The sequence below is a fragment of the Chitinophaga ginsengisegetis genome (genome assembly GCF_900168065.1).
Taxonomy (GTDB): domain Bacteria; phylum Bacteroidota; class Bacteroidia; order Chitinophagales; family Chitinophagaceae; genus Chitinophaga; species Chitinophaga ginsengisegetis.
In genome coordinates, this window is the sequence record NZ_FUZZ01000005.1 from 716,795 (window position 1) to 734,740 (window position 17,946).

Below are 17,946 nucleotides of genomic sequence, written 5' to 3' on the forward strand. Positions count from 1 at the left end.
TTTCTAAAAATGCACATACTTACCTGATGGAAAGTGACGGGGAAATCACGTAAAAAGAAAACCCGCGGCTTATTTTTTTGTTACCATTCTATTTTATAATCAAATAACCAGTGATTGCTTTTTTCGGCAAATGCGTTTACAAATATTCTAATCATAAGTTCCCTGATTTTTTGCTGAAATGCACTTACAATTACTTTGTCGCTTCCTCTTTTTCTTCCTTCCAGCACAATTTTTTCAACGCGTGGTCTGCGCATTTTTTCAAAGGTTGAGAAGGCAGTATCCAACTCCTTCTCATCACGGATGAGTTTTGCTAAAAGCATGGCGTCCTCTAAAGCCATTGAAGCTCCTTGTCCTGAATTTGGGCTCACGGCATGTGCCGCGTCCCCAATGAGTATACAATTTTTCTTAAACCACCTGGGTAAAAATTGAATATCAAAAACATTGAGCCGGATAAAATCCGAAGAATTATTTATGATGTCGGTAATCGGGGAACTGTAAGCGGCGTATTGATTCAGCAAACTTTTTCTTTCGGCTTCTTTGTTAAAATTTATTTGCTCTTCCCTGGTGTATGGATTAGCTACCATGATGTTTGTCCACCACATTAACTCATTTTTATTCACCCCTGTGTAGCCAATGAATCCATTTTTACCATAAATAAAATTTATATTGTTGCTATCTGACGGCGTTAAGTTTTGAATTTTATTTTTATCTACAAAGCCACCGCCGCCAACAACACCTGTAAAACCGGGCTTCATAGGCGTGTCTAATACATAATTTCTAACAATACTTCTTACGCCATCCGCTCCAATAAGAATCCTTCCTGTAGCTTGAGTTCCATCTTCAAATGTTGCTGTTACTTCATTTTCGGTTTGTGAAATACTTTGTAGTTTTTTGCTGAAATAAACCGGTATGTTTTGTTTCACCAGCTCATCGTGCATCATATCAGCGAGTGTTGCTCTTTTAATATTCACACTTGGATATTTATACTTTGCTGCATTGGAAAAACCTACTTTTGCCAGTTTCTTTCCTTTAGCGTTTTTAAATATTCCATCTACCGCAATACTCCCGCTTTCAATCGCTTTGGCAGCTAAGCCTAATTCGGCTAATACAGATACTCCATTGGGTGCAAGGTTTAATCCTGCACCGTTTGAAAATGTTGTTTCGTTGGCTTCAAAAATTGCGGACGCTATTCCTATCTTTTTAAGAAATAAAGCCATTGATGAACCGGCAATGCCACCGCCTATTATTATTACTTTATTATTTGATAGTAATTCCATTTTATATAGGGTTGTTTAATTTGTGAGTTATTTCCTGCATGATTTTAATGGCTGACTGCATATAATTTTCAATCAGTGCCAGTTCTTTTTTATTGAAGGAGTTAAAAAGGGCGGTCATTTTGGTTTCTATTTCGTTAAATATGCCACCCAGTTCTTTCATAATTACCGGTATATTGGGAACGATAATAACTTTACGCCTATCTGTTTTGTCAAACTCCCTGGATACAAATTTTTTCTTTTCAAATCTGTCTATCAGCCCTGTAACTGTGCCTGTGGTCAGGCCCGTATATTTTGCCAGTTCACCTGCTGTCATTGAGCCATGTTGAACAAGGAACCCCAAATACTTGTGGTCAGTGGCTGAAAGTCCCGCCTTTCGCGCAATAGCTTCGTGCATAAAAATGGAAGCGTCGGAATACAGCCGGCTTGTAGCTCCGAACTTGTTAGGCAGGTCGTCTGGTTGTTTTTTACTCATGTGCCAAGTATCTTTGGTGCAAAGATAAATGGTTTGCAAGTAATATTCCAAATGTTTTTGCGTTTTTTTTAGAACTCACTGAGTGTTTGGTGTGTATGCGCATACATAACAAGTCGGGAGCCGGCCAGTGTAATGATGGCCACCGCACCCATATTGATCCAGTAGGGTGGTGTAAGGGTTTCTGCTTTCATACTGAAAACAGCCAACGATAAAGAATTAGCCCGATAAGCACAAAGTAAAACATACCACCTATCATATAGGTACATAGTGAAATAAATGCAATGAGCCAATGAAGCGCGCTGCTGTTGGCAATGATGGCGCCCAAAACAGCCACCGACTCTGTAGATACAACAATCAACAGCCAGGCGCCATTGATACTCTGCTCCAGGGAAGGTTTGGGCTCCTTCATAATATTTACAAGGAAGAAAGTATACAACAACAGTATCCAGCGTACAAACCCCACTATCCATAATATCAGCGCAATATCCATGCGGCCGGTGATAAGCGCCACCTGGCTGCCCAGCACATTGTTACCCGCCACCAGCGTGAGGAAGGTAACGCCCCTGGCCGAATGATGAAGATCGTTCTAAACCACTACCGGGAATTTTATAATCCGGAGAATAAGGATGATCCATAACAGGAGGTAAAAAAATACATTTAAACCGAGGAAAATGCCGGCCATCCGGGTATAAGACCAGAGGAACATTCCTATGGAAACAATACCAGTAGCCATTATCAGCGCAAAATAACCAGGGAAGAAATTTTCCAGTGAAGTGGTGTTAACCGGTTGACCAGGATGTGCGAGTCCGGCTTTAAGCATGATCAGGGTTTTATGTAATTTAAGATTTACTGCGCAGAATAATCTTTTCACCTGACTATTTTATTTTTTGAATATAAGGAGAGAAAGAACTAAATTTTTCCCTGTTTCTCAATTGTTAACATGACAGATCATAAAACCATACTTAAAAATTTTGTAAGCTCATTCAAAAAATGGCTGTTGGAAAACTATTCTCCGCAAGAGATCCATGATCTGCAAATTGATGATGCCAGTTACCCGGAGTGGAAACGGATAGAAGAATATTTTTCAACCCTGCTTGCTGCCAAACAAATCAATCAGCTGGATGATGAAGACCTTGCTCATCTGCTTTATCTTATTGCCCGGCATTGGGATATCGGGAGAATGATTGCGTGGTTATCCCATGCGCCGGCACTGTCAAACATCGGTGATCTGTCGGCCGGTGATTTTATGATTCTTGCCAGGGCGGTGTCCAAACTATCCCAAGCTGAGTATAATGATGCAAAGTATCAGTTTGCAGCCTGTTTCGAAAAGAAATTCGATACCCTGGCACCCGAAATAGAGCACATACTTTTAGACCTTTACCATAGCAATGATGAATATACCCGCCGGATATCCTTGCTGGCGCTGGCAAAACTGGGTTATCCGGCTATAAGGGTGTTATTGAAGCAATCGTGGGAAACAGTTGAGGAGCAATATCATAAAATTGGATGCCTGCAGGCCATTGACGAATATGTAAAAGACCCGGCACTGCTTGATGAATACCTGATATTGGCCGAAGCTGAAACTGGTGATGAGTTGAAAAAATACGTAGTCGGGCTCAGTAATAAATAAAATGAGGGCATCGCCGGATCTTGTTGGACCTTCAAAAGGTGCTATAATAGATATTGGATACTTCTCAGTTACTTCTCAGTTACTTAGGACTCGTGTATGTGTCGTATTCCCTATACAGTCTCCATACAGTCCCTATACACTCTCCATACACTCTCCATACACTCCCCATACACTCACCATACACTCACAATACACTTCCCATACACTCCCCATACACTTAGGATTCCAAATTATTGGTTGGGTCCTGGAAAAATCTTGTCTCTTTCTAAAGATATTTTGAATGTCGTCGATGTAAAATATCACTCTTTTGGGGATATTTTATCGACATAATCCGGCAAAAAGCGGCAAAAGCGGCGGATTTGTTTTTCCGTAGTTCCGCCAGGGAGTAATTTCGTGTCGTATATCGAAGTGCAATCCTGTATGATCAGATGGAGAAACTTAACAGGCATAGCCATAGAAATATTTTAGTTATGCATAAACAAGATGTATTTTTATTTTCATCAACAAAAACCTTATTTCATGACAGTAGAACAAATTGCGGCACGTTTGGCCGGGCTTTGCCGGGAAGAAAAATTTGATGTGGCACAAAAGGAACTGTATGCGGATGATGCAGTCAGCATAGAGCCATATGCTATCCCGGGCTTTGAAAAAGAAACCAGGGGGTTGGAGGCTTTAATAGAGAAAGATAAGAAGTTCAGCGCTATGGTGGAAGCCAGGTATGGTACTGTTGTTTCGCCGCCACTGATCGCGGGAAATGTTATTGCTTTCACACTCACAATGGATATAAAACTGATTGGCAGGGATCGTACAAAGATGAATGAGCTTTGCGTATATCACGTGAAAGATGGTAAAATTATTTCAGAACAGTTCTTCATGTAACAGATCAGAGGTTAACCAGCCAGGTTAAGTTTTGCCGTCATTGTCAGAACTGGAAATGCATATTGCCGGTAATAAACATCTGCCTGATATACCAACCAAAGCTGAAATTATTAAGAATGGTTTAGATGCAGGGGAGATGCAACAAAAGCAAATGAGGGAAATTGAGGAAACTAACATTGTACCTGATTGATCAGAATAAGAAACTGGAGAAGCAACAGCAACTGATATTGAATCAGGAGCGATTGCTATCAGCGCTCAGTGACCGGCTAAGAGAATTGGAAGAAAAACGATCTAAGTAAAATACAGATACCAAAAAGAGAAGACCTGCATTATGCAGGTCTTCTCTTTTTATACTATCCTAAGTTACCGCCGGAACCAATTAATATCTACATGGCCACCTGCAGAGGCGCCGGTATTGAAATTAAATAATGTAAACCGGTTGGCTGTCCAGTCCAGCCCCAGACCCATTTTCAACTCGTTTCCAATAGGAAGAAAATCTTTGCCGTTTGTACTATAGGAAAAAGTTGCAGTAAAGTCCTTCTCCCTTACACTGGTTTTAAACCAGATTTTATTACGCTTTAAATTAACAACTGCTACAACGCTGTCATTTTTAGCCATTATAATTTCCTTTCTGCCACCGGTTTGCCGGACTGCCACATACGCATACGGAACCTGGAATATGCCCAAACCTGCTATATCATTATCTTTCATTCCACTGATATCTATTTCTGCAGTGCCTTCTGAAAACGGACCTTCTACCCGCTGACTCAAAGTATTGATGGCATGAAATAGTGTGGAAGCATTACCTGCCTTTAAACGGAGATACCCCGGCCGTTCACGCAACGACCATTTGCTGTTATCGGGATTATGGTTCCATTGCCATTGCAATGCGAGTTCCGGGGAGTTGAATTCATCAGAGCTGGCAGGAACGGTTATTGGGGAGGTTACTCCAGTCACAGGTTTAGGGAACGTATCCACGCCTATCCCGTTTTTACCCAGTATGGGCCAGCCATCAATCCAGGTAACAGGTTCGAGATTAGGCACACGGCCTATAGGGCCGCGGTCCTGCATAATAATAAACCACCACGAGCCATCTTTCAACTGTACCATACCGCCCTGATGCAAGCCATTGCCGGGATAGGTATGATCATCCTGCATCACTACTTTCGATTCATAAGGACCATAGATACTATCTGAACGCAAACAAACCTCGCGGCCCCGTGTGCCGCCGGTAGAGCCGAGTATATAGTATTTATTACTGATTTTGTAAAGATGTGATCCTTCAAGATAAGGAAAGCCGGGATTGTCGTAAATCTTCTTCCGGGGAACTTTTACAGACTTCGCATCGCTGTTTAATTCGGTGATATAAAGCGTTTGCTGTCCATGCGCAACATATACTTTGCCGTTATCATCAAAAAAGAGTCCCGGATCATATAGGTACTCATTGAATATTGTTCTTGTCCACGGGCCATTTATATTTTTGGCGGTACAAATGGAAAAATGTCCTTCTTTTGATTCCATCCGGGGTGTGCAGAATCCCACATAAAAGGTGCTGTCGTGATAGCGGATGGTGGCGGCCCAGGAACCGCTCAGATACATATCTCCCCCTTTCATATCATAACGGGGATCTTCCTCATACCTTGAAACTGCATAACCTGCCATCTCCCAATTTACCAGGTCGCGGGAAACAGCAATAGGACAGCCCGGTACATAATGCATGCTGGTGGAAATAAAATAGAATTTATCGTCTACCCGGATAATGTCCGGATCTGGCCAGTCGCCCCACATGAGGGGATTTTTAAAATATCCGTTGCCCAAATCGGGTGTCCAGCTTTTGGTAGTTTGTGAGAAAATAGTGGTGACGCTCAACAGGAGCGTAAATAATGCTAACGTTCTTTTCATTGATCACTGTATTTCGTTTTTTCAAATAATATGTCGTCTTTCTGCTGACAGCTGTAGGCGGATACCGGCAAGATAATAGATTTCACAACAATATTACAGGATGCGATTCAGACAATCCGGGGCTATCATCATTTTGGCTGAAAATAAAGAAGACCCGGATATTAATCCGGGCCCTCTTGTTCTCAACAGATCAAACAACAACAAGCAAAATTATTTTACAGGTACAATTTTTCCGCTGGCGGAAGATTGCCCTACTATTAATTTATAGATGAGTAATATTCTGGAATTATCTGCTACATGATATTCTATCTGCTGTGTGCTACCCTTACTAACTACTCCTCTGTAGATAACATCTACCTGGTGTCCCTGTATATCATAAAGGATCAGTTGCGCTTTACCTGTTTCAGGTGCTACATAGCGGAACGTGATCACCTCTGAATACGGATTCGGGAATACGGTAACTGTTAACTTCTGCGGAGCCGGTTCCTTGCTAAGGATTGCCTGGTCAGCATTGCTGTATGATATATTGGTAACATTGCTGACAGGTGCCACAGATTTACCCCATCCTATCAATACAGCGCATTTATCAAATCCATTGTTGATGGCATTTATTGCCGCATTTACATCGGAAATACTCACTCCGCTGACAGTTTGACCTCCCAGGTATTTGTTGGCAAGCGTAAATAATCCCTGAACAGTAGACTGCCCGGTAGACGACAGGTAGTTTACTACGCTGGAAGGCAACCTGAATGTATCAATTTTGGATACAGGGGTGCTGCTGCCACAGGTGGTGAGTTGGGCGGTGAACAGGGTGTCGCCGTCAATAGTGAGTCCTGGCAATGTAGGTGTAACGCCCATATTGAAGAACAGGGCCATTGTTTGTGCCAGGAGAACATTGTTGATTTTACCCAATGTTGTCTTTGCGGTGGATATCGGAACATTTGGCCAGGTAGCTGTTTTGCTGTAGGTAGCATATCCTTTCAATGCAACAGGGGTACCGCCGCCGGGCAGCATATTGAATATGCTGCTGTTGGTAATATCGCCCAGGAAAAGCGTGAAGAACTTACCGGTCGATTTCAGTCCGAAGATGGCAGAGTCGCCTGGCTGTGCATCTGTTACATTTGCCATCATTTGTTGCGCGGTAAATGATCTTCCTCCCGGAGTGCATCCCAGGCCGCCTTTATTGCCATAGAATCCCTGGGTATAAGTGCAATAGCTCACGCAGCAGCTTACGGTAACACCCTGCTCTACATAGGTGGAGTTACCACAGGTGTCGGTGGCAGTCCAGCGTCTGATATATTTGAACGGACAACTGGTTCCTTCTCTTCTGTCGCTGGTAGTTACACTGAATGTATTGCCACAGTTGTCAGTAAATGTTGGCGTGTCAAAAGTGATGGCAGCGCCGCAATTTACCAGTTTATCATTCCCTTTGGATATCACCACAGGAGCAATGTTGTCATTTACTACAATGGTTTGTTTAAGGGTATCTGATGTATTACCACAGGCGTCTGCTGCCCACCATTTACGTACCAGTGTAAATTTGTTTACACAGGTGCTGTCTGTTATTACAGCAGAGGAGTATACCGTTGCATGGCTGCAGTTATCACTGGCTGTTATTGATTGCGGACCAGGTATATCTTTGGCGCAACTTAACTGAAGGTCGGTAACGGTGCCGGAAAGAACCGGTGCTGTGTTGTCTTTAATATGGATGGTTTGTTTAACGGAATCGCTGTTGCCGCAAACATCTGCAAATATCCAGGTGCGGATAATCGTAGAGTCGCAGGCGGTACCACTGCCGGTTTCACTATATACCGGTGTAAGCGCAATGTCGCAGTTATCTGTAGCAGTCGGTGAAGGCAATGCAGGGATGTCTTTTAAGCATTCCAGGTTTACCTCTTTATAAAAATCTGCACTGATTACCGGTTTAACGTTATCATTTACAGTAATGGTTTGCTTAATGGTGTCGGAGGTATTACCACAGGCATCTGCAGCCCACCATTTGCGTACTACTGTAAATTTGTTTACACACGTGCTGTCGGTTGTTTCCTGGCTCATCTGTACTTTCACGTCGGCGAGGCAATTATCGGAAGCCGTGATTGCGGGTGCCGCCGGAAGGTCTTTTGAGCAGGTGATGGAGGCATCGGGGGCGGTGCCGGAAAGAACCGGTGCAATCGTATCTTTTACATACAAGATCCGCTCACAGGTATTTGTTACCTTACCATCAGGCGTAGTGGTAATGAGTTGCAGCTTATAGGAGCCACAGGTGCTTCCTGCCAGTACGGTTACGGTATCTTTATTGACGGCGCCTGTGATGCTGCCATCGCCGGTAATACTCCAGCTATAGGAGCCCACCTCGGAGGGCAACGGACCTTTGTAAACATTGATTGAACCCGGACAAACGGGATCAGGGCCGTCAATTACACAGGGCGATACAGGGTGTTGGATCACCGTAATCACTACCGTATCTTTTCCGAGGCAGCCGTTGTTGTCAGTAGCTGTTACAACAAACTGGAATGTTCCCGTGCCTGTTGGGATGAATTCAGGATTATAAATATTTGGATCTGAAAGTCCTGTAACAGGGCTCCAGCTGAATGTATAAGGTGCAGTACCTCCACTGGCGGATGCGCTGAGGTAAGCAGTATCAAGATGGGTGATAGACTGGTCGGCTCCTGCGTTGGCCATTACTTTTGTGATGGTGATCGTCTGCCCCGGGTTAATATGAGAACCAAGGTAGCAGGTATCCGAAAGTCCGTCGCGGGTAACAATCAGTTGAAGGTTGAACGTGCCTGCTGTAAATGCAGCACCAACCGGCACTACCTGTATATTGGCAAGGGTATTATTTACAATCTTTGCATTGGCCGTATTACTACCAATGATACTCCACAGATAGGTAAGCCCTGTAGCATCATCTACGGTTGAGGTGTAGCTTAATGAAGACGTTTCTATACAACCTGTAGCAGGGCCGCTAACCGTGCATTTGGGAGGAATAAAAACAGCATCTGTTTTCAGGGATCTGTCCTGGTTACCAATGCTGACTACATTACCATCGATGATCCAGTTTTTTAGCCGCATATGATAGGGAGATCCGTTGATAGAAGAAGCCGAGTTGGTTTCTCCGGTAACGGGATCTTTTCCCCAATCGATAATACTGGCTATATGTCCGCCCCAGGCGAGTACCACTGTTTCTTTTAACGCCTTAAAGGTGATGTTGATTACTGTTTCTGACTGGGAGGCAGTAAGACTACCCTCGGACGCATACACCACACTGGTCAGGTCTGCGTTGTAGCTGGTCATTACCCGCTCAGCGGCAGGTAACGCATTGAAGCTGGTGGCGGGCTGCCCGGAAACAGGCGATCCGGCGCTGGACGGAGCCGGAATGGGTTCAACATCTGTAGATGTAAAATAGCTTACCGGGAAACCGGTAATGTTTAATATTGGATTCACCGTTTCCGTTGTATGGAGGAATACGCCATGTGGTTCCAGCCGCTGAAATTGCGTAATATAATCCAGTGCATGTTTACCTCCGTTCATGATATCTAATCCAACCACGAGGGTATATGTCTTATTCACAACAAGGTTCGTTAGTATGGCCCTGTATGGAACAGAATATCCCTCCAGAAAATGTGCCTGGTTGCTGTTCAGGTTACCATTAATCCAGTCAACCGGAGAAGTGGGCGCCGTGGCTTTACCATTGGCACCCTGGTCTAAGTTGGCTGATTGCGCCATGCCGCGAAATCCCGCCATGATAAGGAGAATGAGGGTAAGAAGAAGCGTGGGTGATTTGAAATAAAAGGATCGTGTACATTGGAAGTTTGAGGGTAAATCTACTACTTTCATAAACACAAATTTTAGCGTTGGACAAAAAGAAGTTGATTGCGTGTAGTGAGGTACACGTAGTTACAGGGGGTAGGTTAAACAGCGGGAACAGGTATGCTATTGCTGCACACGCATATTATCTGCCTGATACATTGATTGTTGGGAGATCCAGGAATATAGTTAAAAGAGGAAGATCAGGGATACCGCTAAAATAAAACTGAAAGAAGAAAATTTGAAGACTTGTCTGAATTATTCTCTGAACAAAACACTATTTGCAAAGCCAGTTGGTTGATATATTTAATTGCTGATACAAAGGTTAATTATTTTTAAAGAATAAAAAAATATTTTACGTACTTCCTATGTCTTTTTAGGTATAAGGGGCAACACCATAGTGGTATCAATTTCTGTAACCCCACCTTTTTTAACCCCTGGTATAATTATAAGATCCTGAAAGATAAATGATTATTCTTGTTTGTTACACTGGCGGGGTACTGTCTGCGTGAATATCGTCCCTGCAAAAATAGCATTTGTAATGGTCAAATTAAGCGTTGTACACGGGGCAGGATTGTAAGATCTTTAGGTAGACCAGAGATGTCATCAACCGAACAATGAATTACTATTCCACAAATTTGCCACCTGTACAATTTTTTTTATGAACCAAACTAAGTCGTTATTATGGGCGATTGCGTTATTGTGCATATTGCTGCAATCTACGCGTATTTATTCCCAAAGCAAGATTAGCGTTAAAGGTATTGTCACCGATTCTACGGGAGCGCCATTGCCTGGCGCAACTGTCAGCCAGGAAGGGAATCTGAAAAACGGAACGGTATCCGGTCCGGAGGGCCGCTTTGAATTAAACATGCCTCCCGGCAGCCGTCTGAGAATTACGATGACCGGCTTTCGTACCGCGTTTGCTGTTTCCGGTACTTCACAGTTGAACATTACCTTACACCCCGTTGCCACAGAACTGACAGATGTAGTGGTAGTAGGGTATGGTACACAGAAACGTACCAAAATGACTTCTGCTGTTTCCTCTATTAATGCAAAGGACATACAGCTTATTCCTGCTACCAATTTATCAAATGTACTGGCAGGACGCATGTCGGGCACTTTTATCAGTTCACCTACGGGTACACCCGGTATTGGCTCTAAGGTTAAAGTACGGTCTACTTCTTCCTTCAGTAACAGTGCTGTGGAACCGCTGTATGTAATTGATGGTATCGTACGGGATAAAACCAGTTTCGATGCACTGGATCCCAATGAAGTGGCGGATATCACCATTTTAAAAGATGCTTCCTCCGCAGCTATTTATGGTTCCCGCTCTTCTAACGGTGCCATCCTGGTAACAACAAAAACAGGTAAGAGTGGTACGGCAGTTATCAATTTTAACGCCACCTACAATACGCAACGTGTAGGTAAACTGCCGGAATATATGCCTGTTAAAGATGGATTGAATTTAAGCAAAGCAGTGAACGGAGGATTAAGCGATGAAGAAATTAACTGGGTGCTTAAAAATAATCCTGGCGGCGACAATTATTACAAAGCCGCTTACACCAATCCTTCCAGCCAACGTTACGCATTAAGCGTTTCAGGAGGTAATGAAAAGATAAGAGCTTATATAGGAGGTTCTTATATTAAAGAAGATGGATTCCTGCCACAGGTATCTTATAAGAAATATAACCTGCGTGGAAATGTGCAGGCCAACCTGGTGAAAAATCTTACACTCGGCTTAAACCTCGGAACAAGTTATGGTACCCGCAGCCGTTTCAACTTTACCTATGATTATGGTTCCGATGACCTGAATAATCTTTGGGGTAAGTTACTGTACTGGGATGTATTTGCCAGCCCGTATATAGATGGCAAACCGAACAACCCCGGCTGGTTGGGAAATCCAATAGAGATGATGAAAAACGGCGGATACTGGCGTAACAACAACCAACAGATAGATGCGTTGGTTACTGCCGAGTACAAAATACCTGCGGTGGAAGGATTGAGTATAAAAGGTACTTACAGCAAAAACTTCGACAATAGCTATATAAAAACCTTTGCCAAAAAACAACAGCTGTATAATTTTAAGAAAACAGGCCCCAATGGTTTGATCTATACTGATACGTTGGTAGGTAGTGTTTTAAGCGGGGATCCCGGCACCCAGTATTTAGGTAATGAATACAACAAATCCAATACTTACCAGTTAAACGCACAGATCAACTACGACCGTACATTTGGAAAACATACGGTTGGCGCCCTGGCTGTTTATGAGCAGTATGAGGGATACACGAATTTTTTCAGCATGTACCGGTATAATTTCCCGCTCGTTGCCACCGACCAGTTTTTATATACCAGCGCCAATAACGCTGACTGGTCAACAAATGGTAACGAAGGCCAGATCGGAAGGTTGTCTTATATCGGAAGGATCAACTATGACTATGATGCCAAATATCTATTTAGTGCATCTGTCAGGAGAGACGGTTCTACCAACTTCGCACCGGATAAGCGTTGGGGTTGGTTCCCGTCAGTGTCCGGAGGTTGGGTGATTTCAAGGGAAGGTTTTTTCCAGTCGTCGGCAATTGGTCATGCTGTTGATTTCTTAAAGTTAAGAGCATCCTATGCTACCACCGGTAATGATATCCTGGATAAAGACGATCCTAACAGCAGATGGAGATGGATGGAGCAGTATATTATCCAGGGAGGTACTTATTTTCTTGGCGCTTCCGGCACCCCGGCATCACGCCTTGCATATGGCGGATTGCCAAACAGCAATTTAACCTGGGAGAAGTCAAATTCCGCTGGTGTTGGTGTGGATGCAACGGTCTTTAAAAATGTACGTCTCAGCTTCGACTACTGGAAACGTCAGTCCTATGATATATTAGGTAGCCGCATCCTGGCTATTCCCAACGAGTTTGGAGCATCCTTACCACCTGAAAACTACGGGAAAGTTAGTTCCAATGGTATTGAAATAGAGCTTGGCTATAACAATACTATCGGCAAAAACTTCAGCTACAATGTAAAAGGTGTATTCACCTATGCTACCAATAAAGCTATCAGGAAAGATGTTGCCGCCAATACCCAGGACTATGCAAACCCAATCGGGAAAACGCTGGCATATGGATATGGCTACCAGGCGCTGGGCGTAATACGCACACAGGAAGATTTAAATAAGTTGCCGGCCGGTTATACTATCAATGGAGTAGCACCTGCGCTGGGAGATATGCTGCTGGCGGATTTGAGTGGCCCTGACGGTAAGCCCGATAATAAAGTAGACAGTTACGACCAAACCGTGCTGGGCAAATATTTTGGAGCAGATAATGCCCCTATGGCATACGGATTAAACATCTCCTTATCGTATAAAGGATTTACGGTAGATGCATTATTTTCAGGGCTCACGGGATATAAAATAAGCTACAACGATGCCTGGGGCCGGAATTTTGGCGGCGGCGGAAAAGTTCCCCAATACCATGCTGATTCCTGGAGTACAGAAAACCCTAATGGTTCTACTCCCAAAATATACCCGTGGGGAGATCCGCACTCAGCAGGCTATACATGGACTTCTACCTTCAACGTATACAACGGCGGTTTTTTACGGATGAAATACCTGAACATCAATTATAAACTGCCTGATATCGTATTAAATAAACTGGCGATTAAAGATACCAGGATTTTCCTGGCAGGATCAAACCTGTTTAATATCACCAAATTTAAGTTGTATGATCCTGAAGTGTCTCAATTCATGAGTTATCCAACCATGAGAACTTTTACCGCAGGAATTGACATAAGGTTGTAGAAAAGCGTGTTTAAATTAAAAAAACAAGAAAATGAAGAATAAGTTAAATATAGCAACACTCATCTTTTTCGTTCCTTTTTTGCTGATGAGCTGCAATAAAGTACTTGATAAAACGAACCTTTCCGCCGTAGGCCCGGACCAGGTATGGTCGGATGTAAATATCGCCACTGCCTATTTAAACCAGATCTATTCATCGCTGATGCCGGGCAATACATCCGGGGGCGGCAACAATACAGACGAAGGCGTGCCCTATCAGAAACAAACCAATGAATGGTTCAGGGGTACAGCCACGTTCGACTCACAAAACAACTTTGGCACGTATAACAATATACGAACCATTAATATCCTGTTAGGGAATATCGACAAAGCGACCTTCAGCCAGGCGGACAAAGATAAAATTAAGGGACAGGCATTGTTCTGGAGAGCCTGGGCTTATCATAATCTTGTGAGTAATTATGGCGGTGTGCCGCTTATCCTGGAAGCACAGCAGCCTACTACAGATTTAACAACGCTGCAGAAGCCCCGCAATAAAACATCAGAATGTGTAACGCAGATCTTAAAAGATATAGATGATGCCACCAAATTATTGCCCGACGCTTTTACGGACGATGATATGGGCAGGGTGGATAAAGGCGTGGCGATGGCTTTTAAAGGAAGGGTGTTATTGTTTTATGCCAGCCCGTTGTTTAATGGTTTGGGAGGCATTGCCACCTGGCAAAAAGCCTACGATGCCACTAAGGCCGCCAAAGAGTTCCTGGATGCGCGTGGTAAAGGATTGTACAGCCCTTACAGCAAAATCTGGGATGATGAGCTGAATAAAGAAGTAGTAATGGTTCGCCGGTATAACTATCCACAGGCGGTTTATTTCCAGGGAGGTTTAATTCCTTTGGACTGGTCTAAAGATGACGTAGGCTATGACCGGCCCTCACTGGAACTGGTGAATACTTTCCCTATGAAAGATGGCTCCAGCTGGGAATCGCAATCAAGAAGCTACGATACGCTGTTTTTTAACAGGGACGACCGGTTCTATGCTAATATCTATTATAACGGTTCACCCAATCAATACCTGAAAGGGATGCGTGATAGCAAAACTTACCTGTGGACCTATTTTACCTCGATAACAAATTATAACGGTAGCACCGGACTGGAAGGCGTGCATAATTCCATCACACTGGATCCTTTATGGTCTAACTCAAGTTTTTACCGCATAAAAGCAATCGATAAAACCATTGATAAAGGAGGCGTTTACAATGCGGGTGTTGACTGGGTTGAAATCCGCTATGCTGAAGTATTGATGAATTACGGAGAGTGCGCCAATGAAACAGGTAACACGGCAGCAGCGTTGGATGTATTAAAACAAATCAGGGCCCGTGCAGGTGTTCAGCCAGGTGTTGCCGGTAACTATGGTATTACGGCGGTGTTGCAGCCCGATATACGCAAGGCGTATCAGAAAGAACGTTTTGTTGAATTTTGTTTTGAAGGAAAACGTATGAGTGATCTGCGCCGCTGGAAAATGTTTGGTTACCTGAGAGGGCTTACCCAACGTCATGGAATAGCTGTATTGCTGAAGGCTGGTCAGCCGGATGTAAGTCCGATGTCAGATATCAATACTGTATGGAACAGGTTTACCACTACCGTTATTCCAACAGATGCCGTTGATATAGCAATTAAAGATCAGTACTACATTTATGGCATTCCTAAAGCAGTTTTGGACAGAAACCCCTTGTTAAAGCAAAATAATAACTGGGGCGGCGACTTTGACCCCCTGCAATAAATTTTCAGGTAAATGATTTGACCGGTAACCAGGGAAAGGGAGGCTTTACAGGCCTCCCCATTTTCCCCGGGCAAAAAAACCATCGGCCACTGCAAAATTAGCGGATGTTTATATGTATTGATTTATAGTAATTTTGCTTTACTATCGTACAACCTAACGCGCTTGTTTCAGCGCAGTCTTCAAGGCTCAATCAATAGCAACACAATGAGAAAAAATAAGCGTAACGGGAAGTGTTTAACCGCCGGGATAATAATTGGTACACTGTTGACTTTTAGCATGCATGCAGGTGCTCAGCACATGGCGTTTACAACAAAGTATTCAGCTGTTGGTATCAATGGAAAAGGGTTTATTACCAGTATCAGGGATAAACAAACAAATACGGAATATAATCCCAAAGGACTAAGCTCTCCATTGCTGACGCTGGAAAAGGAAGGGAAAAATATATACCCGGCAAAAGCGAAGCTACAGGGCAAACAGTTAAAGCTGACTTACCCCAACGGCTCGGTTGCTACGTTAACGGTGGAGCAGAAAAACGATTATCTGCGCTTTGAATTGCTGTCGCTGTTTCCGCGGAATGGTGTTGACAACGTTATATGGGGACCATACAAAACCAATATCTCTAAAACCATCGGCGAAATATTATCGGTAGTAAGAAGTGATAATTTTGCCATTGGCATACTGGCACTTAACGACAATACTACCAGCGGCCCGCCCTGTAATGGCGATATGTACCAGGCATGCTATATTATCCATTCGCCCGATCCGGTGAAGTACCCGCTGCCGGCTCATCTCAAAGAAGGTCAACGCTTCCGTATCGGTGGAGATGGTATAAATGATGTGGCCTTTTATTCGCATCCGGAGGAATATTACCGGTACATGAATGGCAACGGCGCCAGCCTGGAGCCGGACTACGGTTCTTCTATCGTATTGCATTCGCGCGACAGGAAGAAACCATACACTATTTTTTATCCGCATTTTAATGATTTTCCCGGTGTTAAATCGCCCCGTCATATGGAGCTGACGCCGGTTGATGTGGACTACATCGGCTCTGCCATCGCCTTTTATGCCTGCCCCGATTCGCTGGGCCTGCGGACAATTGAACAGGTTGTGAAAAATGAAGGCTTGCCCTATATTACCCGGAATGGGAAATGGGTAAAGGATCCATCTAATTATCAAACGGATATAGCCTGGTCAGGGCCGCACGACAGCCTGGTATCATACGCCGGCCAGTTAGGTCTGAAAGCTGTTCAGGATGAAGGTTTGGGAGAATATTATACCAATCCGGCCAACCGGTGGGGAGATAAAAAAGTGACGCTCAATCAGCAGAAACGCCCCATCAGTGACTTAACAGCCTTAACCAATAAAGAAGGAATTGCCTATGGCCTGCATACGTTAACCGAATTTATTCAGCCATTCAGCAGCGACGTACACCCGGTACCCAATGATGGTTTATGTACCGTGTTAAAAACCCGTATCACTAAAGCTATTGGTGCAAATGATACTTTGATACAGGTGGCAGACACCAGCTATCTGAACGAATTTGGCGGGTGGGACGACAATAAGGTGAATGTATTAAAGATCGGGAAAGAGCTGATCAGGTATAAAGGGGTAACCACCACAAAACCCTATACACTTACAGGTGTGGAGCGTGGCGCCCTCAAAACCAATGCTGCCGCACATAATGCCGGTGATCAACTGGCGAAACTCCAGGTAAATTGTTATGGTGGCTTTATCCCCGATATTACGCTGCAGGATGATTATGCTGAATATTACGCCAAACTGCTGCACGACGGTGGTATGAACTATATCGACTTTGACGGCTTCGAAAGCTTTACCTACCAGGGACATGGACAATACTCTTTCAAACGCTTTCTGAAAGGCATGTTTGGCCATCTTGAAAAAATGGGGGTACCTTACCTGAGAGTAATGGGCTCCTGCGTTTTTGAAGGAAACTGGCACTATATGAGCGTATGTAATGTGGGAGGCGGTAACCATATGTTTGATCCGGTAAATAATAAGTGGGGTATTGAAGGGAAAGACATACGTTATTCTTTCAACGGAAGCTATTTTCCATCTACTTTTGGGATACAAAATCTGCAGCGCGACTGGACCGTACAGGTGATAGAGAATCTCCAGTGCAAATCCATTGCCTGGGATGCTACCTACATGCTGGGGTTGAGCCAGGATGCCGTGGAAAAAAGAACCGACAAGCAGGCTATCTTCAAAGCTTTCCGGACCTGGGAAAACGCAAAAAATGCCGGCGCATTTGGAGATGCGTTGAAAAAAGAAATGCAGGAAGAAAAGAACAGGTATCACCTGGAGCAACTGAATGATGACAGCTGGAAGCTTTATAAAGTAGCATCAGACGGAGCTTTGGGGAGCCCGCAAACACTGACACGCAGCAAAGCAGGTTGA

12 protein-coding genes and 1 pseudogene are annotated in these 17,946 nt (G+C 43.9%); 6 read left to right on the plus strand and 7 right to left on the minus strand.

The window, feature by feature from the left end; all coding sequences use genetic code 11:
• Positions 1 to 80: 80 nt before the first annotated feature.
• The 5 genes and pseudogenes from B5Z18_RS29050 to B5Z18_RS29065 form a co-directional block, all read right to left on the minus strand.
• Complete coding sequence (locus tag B5Z18_RS29050; protein ID WP_079473056.1) at positions 81 to 1,277, minus strand: FAD-dependent monooxygenase; 1,197 nt, start codon at positions 1,275 to 1,277, stop codon at positions 81 to 83.
• 1 nt (position 1,278) lies between these two features.
• Positions 1,279 to 1,788 carry a MarR family winged helix-turn-helix transcriptional regulator gene (locus B5Z18_RS29055; RefSeq protein ID WP_235016060.1) on the minus strand — a complete coding sequence of 170 codons (510 nt, stop codon included), beginning with the start codon at positions 1,786 to 1,788 and terminating at the stop codon, positions 1,279 to 1,281.
• 29 nt (positions 1,789 to 1,817) lie between these two features.
• On the minus strand, positions 1,818 to 1,940 hold the full coding sequence (locus B5Z18_RS32970) for a hypothetical protein (protein ID WP_262488123.1): 123 nt from the start codon (positions 1,938 to 1,940) through the stop codon (positions 1,818 to 1,820).
• Positions 1,937 to 2,314 (minus strand): annotated as a pseudogene (locus tag B5Z18_RS29060) (SLAC1 family transporter); the annotation flags it as partial. The gene B5Z18_RS32970 and the pseudogene B5Z18_RS29060, both read right to left, overlap by 4 nt.
• A 21-nt stretch (positions 2,315 to 2,335) precedes the next feature.
• Positions 2,336 to 2,569: an SLAC1 family transporter gene (locus B5Z18_RS29065; protein ID WP_143313733.1), complete on the minus strand. Its 234-nt coding sequence runs from the start codon at positions 2,567 to 2,569 to the stop codon at positions 2,336 to 2,338.
• Between the two features lie 120 nt (positions 2,570 to 2,689).
• Between B5Z18_RS29065 and B5Z18_RS29070 the strand changes: the two genes are divergently transcribed.
• The 3 genes from B5Z18_RS29070 to B5Z18_RS32640 all read left to right on the plus strand — a co-directional run bounded on the left by B5Z18_RS29070 (position 2,690) and on the right by B5Z18_RS32640 (position 4,448).
• Entirely contained in the window at positions 2,690 to 3,379 is a 690-nt protein-coding gene (locus B5Z18_RS29070) for a hypothetical protein (RefSeq protein ID WP_079473060.1), read from the plus strand.
• Between the two features lie 519 nt (positions 3,380 to 3,898).
• A complete protein-coding gene (locus B5Z18_RS29075) occupies positions 3,899 to 4,258 on the plus strand; it encodes a nuclear transport factor 2 family protein (protein ID WP_079473061.1) in 360 nt (119 codons plus the stop codon).
• Positions 4,259 to 4,298: 40 nt separating this feature from the next.
• Positions 4,299 to 4,448, plus strand: a complete 150-nt coding sequence (locus B5Z18_RS32640; RefSeq protein WP_159454467.1) for a hypothetical protein — start codon at positions 4,299 to 4,301, stop codon at positions 4,446 to 4,448.
• 173 nt (positions 4,449 to 4,621) lie between these two features.
• On the opposite strand, the gene B5Z18_RS29080 is transcribed toward B5Z18_RS32640, so the two are convergent.
• On the minus strand, positions 4,622 to 6,160 hold the full coding sequence (locus B5Z18_RS29080; protein WP_079473062.1) for a glycoside hydrolase family 43 protein: 1,539 nt from the start codon (positions 6,158 to 6,160) through the stop codon (positions 4,622 to 4,624).
• 210 nt (positions 6,161 to 6,370) lie between these two features.
• Positions 6,371 to 9,997: an HYR-like domain-containing protein gene (locus B5Z18_RS29085; protein ID WP_143313734.1), complete on the minus strand. Its 3,627-nt coding sequence runs from the start codon at positions 9,995 to 9,997 to the stop codon at positions 6,371 to 6,373.
• Between the two features lie 631 nt (positions 9,998 to 10,628).
• Here B5Z18_RS29085 and B5Z18_RS29090 point away from each other — a divergent pair.
• From B5Z18_RS29090 to B5Z18_RS29100, 3 genes are all read left to right on the plus strand, one after another.
• The gene (locus B5Z18_RS29090) at positions 10,629 to 13,757 is read left to right on the plus strand and encodes a SusC/RagA family TonB-linked outer membrane protein (protein WP_079473064.1); all 3,129 of its coding nucleotides are present in this window, start codon (positions 10,629 to 10,631) and stop codon (positions 13,755 to 13,757) included.
• Positions 13,758 to 13,788: 31 nt separating this feature from the next.
• Positions 13,789 to 15,531, plus strand: a complete 1,743-nt coding sequence (locus tag B5Z18_RS29095; RefSeq protein WP_079473065.1) for a RagB/SusD family nutrient uptake outer membrane protein — start codon at positions 13,789 to 13,791, stop codon at positions 15,529 to 15,531.
• Between the two features lie 204 nt (positions 15,532 to 15,735).
• Positions 15,736 to 17,946 carry a hypothetical protein gene (locus B5Z18_RS29100; RefSeq protein ID WP_235016062.1) on the plus strand — a complete coding sequence of 737 codons (2,211 nt, stop codon included), beginning with the start codon at positions 15,736 to 15,738 and terminating at the stop codon, positions 17,944 to 17,946.

Coding starts and splice junctions, on each gene's coding strand:
- B5Z18_RS29050 (WP_079473056.1), bottom strand. CDS start 1,277: ATGGAATTACTATCAAATAATAAAGTAATAATAATAGGCGGTGGCATT.
- B5Z18_RS32970 (WP_262488123.1), bottom strand. CDS start 1,940: ATGAAAGCAGAAACCCTTACACCACCCTACTGGATCAATATGGGTGCG.
- B5Z18_RS29065 (WP_143313733.1), bottom strand. CDS start 2,569: ATGCTTAAAGCCGGACTCGCACATCCTGGTCAACCGGTTAACACCACT.
- B5Z18_RS29070 (WP_079473060.1), top strand. CDS start 2,690: ATGACAGATCATAAAACCATACTTAAAAATTTTGTAAGCTCATTCAAA.
- B5Z18_RS29075 (WP_079473061.1), top strand. CDS start 3,899: ATGACAGTAGAACAAATTGCGGCACGTTTGGCCGGGCTTTGCCGGGAA.
- B5Z18_RS29080 (WP_079473062.1), bottom strand. CDS start 6,160: ATGAAAAGAACGTTAGCATTATTTACGCTCCTGTTGAGCGTCACCACT.
- B5Z18_RS29085 (WP_143313734.1), bottom strand. CDS start 9,997: ATGAAAGTAGTAGATTTACCCTCAAACTTCCAATGTACACGATCCTTT.
- B5Z18_RS29090 (WP_079473064.1), top strand. CDS start 10,629: ATGAACCAAACTAAGTCGTTATTATGGGCGATTGCGTTATTGTGCATA.
- B5Z18_RS29095 (WP_079473065.1), top strand. CDS start 13,789: ATGAAGAATAAGTTAAATATAGCAACACTCATCTTTTTCGTTCCTTTT.
- B5Z18_RS29100 (WP_235016062.1), top strand. CDS start 15,736: ATGAGAAAAAATAAGCGTAACGGGAAGTGTTTAACCGCCGGGATAATA.